The sequence below is a fragment of the Pseudomonas sp. SWRI92 genome, from assembly GCF_014268685.1.
GTDB classification, from domain to species: domain Bacteria; phylum Pseudomonadota; class Gammaproteobacteria; order Pseudomonadales; family Pseudomonadaceae; genus Aquipseudomonas; species Aquipseudomonas marvdashtae.
In genome coordinates this window covers 1-3,085 of the sequence record NZ_JABWQY010000033.1, presented here as the reverse complement: position 1 = coordinate 3,085, position 3,085 = coordinate 1, and the positions used below count along the sequence as shown (strand labels likewise).

At 51.5% G+C, this 3,085-nt stretch carries 1 rRNA gene; it reads right to left on the bottom strand.

The annotated features are described in order from the left end of the window. Positions 1-29: 29 nt before the first annotated feature. A 23S ribosomal RNA gene (locus tag HU762_RS26455) occupies positions 30-2,921 on the bottom strand. Between the last annotated feature and the right edge of the window lie 164 nt (positions 2,922-3,085).

Below are 3,085 nucleotides of genomic sequence, written 5' to 3'. Positions count from 1 at the left end.
GCAGGATCAGCAAATTGCTTGGGTGTTATATGGTCAAGCCTCACGGGCAATTAGTACAGGTTAGCTCAACGCCTCACAGCGCTTACACACCCTGCCTATCAACGTCGTAGTCTTCGACGGCCCTTCAGGGGACTCAAGGTCCCAGTGAGATCTCATCTTGAGGCAAGTTTCCCGCTTAGATGCTTTCAGCGGTTATCTTTCCCGAACATAGCTACCCGGCAATGCCACTGGCGTGACAACCGGAACACCAGAGGTTCGTCCACTCCGGTCCTCTCGTACTAGGAGCAGCCCCTCTCAAATCTCAAACGTCCACGGCAGATAGGGACCGAACTGTCTCACGACGTTCTAAACCCAGCTCGCGTACCACTTTAAATGGCGAACAGCCATACCCTTGGGACCGGCTTCAGCCCCAGGATGTGATGAGCCGACATCGAGGTGCCAAACACCGCCGTCGATATGAACTCTTGGGCGGTATCAGCCTGTTATCCCCGGAGTACCTTTTATCCGTTGAGCGATGGCCCTTCCATACAGAACCACCGGATCACTAAGACCTACTTTCGTACCTGCTCGACGTGTCTGTCTCGCAGTCAAGCGCGCTTTTGCCTTTATACTCTACGACCGATTTCCGACCGGTCTGAGCGCACCTTCGTACTCCTCCGTTACTCTTTAGGAGGAGACCGCCCCAGTCAAACTACCCACCATACACTGTCCTCGATCCGGATAACGGACCTGAGTTAGAACCTCAAAGTTGCCAGGGTGGTATTTCAAGGTTGGCTCCACGCGAACTGGCGTCCACGCTTCAAAGCCTCCCACCTATCCTACACAAGCAAATTCAAAGTCCAGTGCAAAGCTATAGTAAAGGTTCACGGGGTCTTTCCGTCTAGCCGCGGATACACTGCATCTTCACAGCGATTTCAATTTCACTGAGTCTCGGGTGGAGACAGCGCCGCCATCGTTACGCCATTCGTGCAGGTCGGAACTTACCCGACAAGGAATTTCGCTACCTTAGGACCGTTATAGTTACGGCCGCCGTTTACCGGGGCTTCGATCAAGAGCTTCGCGTTAGCTAACCCCATCAATTAACCTTCCGGCACCGGGCAGGCGTCACACCCTATACGTCCACTTTCGTGTTTGCAGAGTGCTGTGTTTTTAATAAACAGTCGCAGCGGCCTGGTATCTTCGACCGGCGTGGGCTTACGCAGCAAGTGCTTCACCCTCACCGGCGCACCTTCTCCCGAAGTTACGGTGCCATTTTGCCTAGTTCCTTCACCCGAGTTCTCTCAAGCGCCTTGGTATTCTCTACCCAACCACCTGTGTCGGTTTGGGGTACGGTTCCTGGTTACCTGAAGCTTAGAAGCTTTTCTTGGAAGCATGGCATCAACCACTTCGTCACCCAAAGGGTAACTCGTCATCAGCTCTCGGCCTTGAGATCCCGGATTTACCTAAGATCTCAGCCTACCACCTTAAACTTGGACAACCAACGCCAAGCTGGCCTAGCCTTCTCCGTCCCTCCATCGCAATAACCAGAAGTACAGGAATATTAACCTGTTTTCCATCGACTACGCTTTTCAGCCTCGCCTTAGGGACCGACTAACCCTGCGTCGATTAACGTTGCGCAGGAAACCTTGGTCTTTCGGCGTGGGTGTTTTTCACACCCATTGTCGTTACTCATGTCAGCATTCGCACTTCTGATACCTCCAGCAAGCTTCTCAACTCACCTTCACAGGCTTACAGAACGCTCCTCTACCGCATCACTTACGTGATACCCGTAGCTTCGGTGTATGGTTTGAGCCCCGTTACATCTTCCGCGCAGGCCGACTCGACTAGTGAGCTATTACGCTTTCTTTAAAGGGTGGCTGCTTCTAAGCCAACCTCCTAGCTGTCTAAGCCTTCCCACATCGTTTCCCACTTAACCATAACTTTGGGACCTTAGCTGACGGTCTGGGTTGTTTCCCTTTTCACGACGGACGTTAGCACCCGCCGTGTGTCTCCCATGCTCGGCACTTGTAGGTATTCGGAGTTTGCATCGGTTTGGTAAGTCGGGATGACCCCCTAGCCGAAACAGTGCTCTACCCCCTACAGTGATACATGAGGCGCTACCTAAATAGCTTTCGAGGAGAACCAGCTATCTCCGAGCTTGATTAGCCTTTCACTCCGATCCACAGGTCATCCGCTAACTTTTCAACGGTAGTCGGTTCGGTCCTCCAGTTAGTGTTACCCAACCTTCAACCTGCCCATGGATAGATCGCCCGGTTTCGGGTCTATTCCCAGCGACTAGACGCCCTATTAAGACTCGCTTTCGCTACGCCTCCCCTATTCGGTTAAGCTCGCCACTGAAAATAAGTCGCTGACCCATTATACAAAAGGTACGCAGTCACCCAACAAAGTGGGCTCCCACTGCTTGTACGCATACGGTTTCAGGATCTATTTCACTCCCCTCTCCGGGGTTCTTTTCGCCTTTCCCTCACGGTACTAGTTCACTATCGGTCAGTCAGTAGTATTTAGCCTTGGAGGATGGTCCCCCCATATTCAGACAAAGTTTCTCGTGCTCCGTCCTACTCGATTTCACTTCTAAGATCCTTTCGCGTACAGGGCTATCACCCACTATGGCCGCACTTTCCAGAGCGTTCCGCTAAAATCAAAGAAGCTTAAGGGCTAGTCCCCGTTCGCTCGCCACTACTAAGGGAATCTCGGTTGATTTCTTTTCCTCAGGGTACTTAGATGTTTCAGTTCCCCTGGTTCGCCTCTTGCACCTATGTATTCAGTACAAGATAACCATCTTATGATGGCTGGGTTCCCCCATTCAGACATCTCCGGATCAAAGTCTGTTTGCCGACTCCCCGAAGCTTTTCGCAGGCTACCACGTCTTTCATCGCCTCTGACTGCCAAGGCATCCACCGTATGCGCTTCTTCACTTGACCATATAACCCCAAGCAATCTGGTTATACTGTGAAGACGACATTCGCCGAAAATTCGAATTTCTCAACTAAGAGAACTCACAAATTTTACCTTAGCCTGAGCCGTTACCAGTGAAAGTAACGTCCAGTCTATCTTTCTATCACATACCCAAATTTTTAAAGAACGA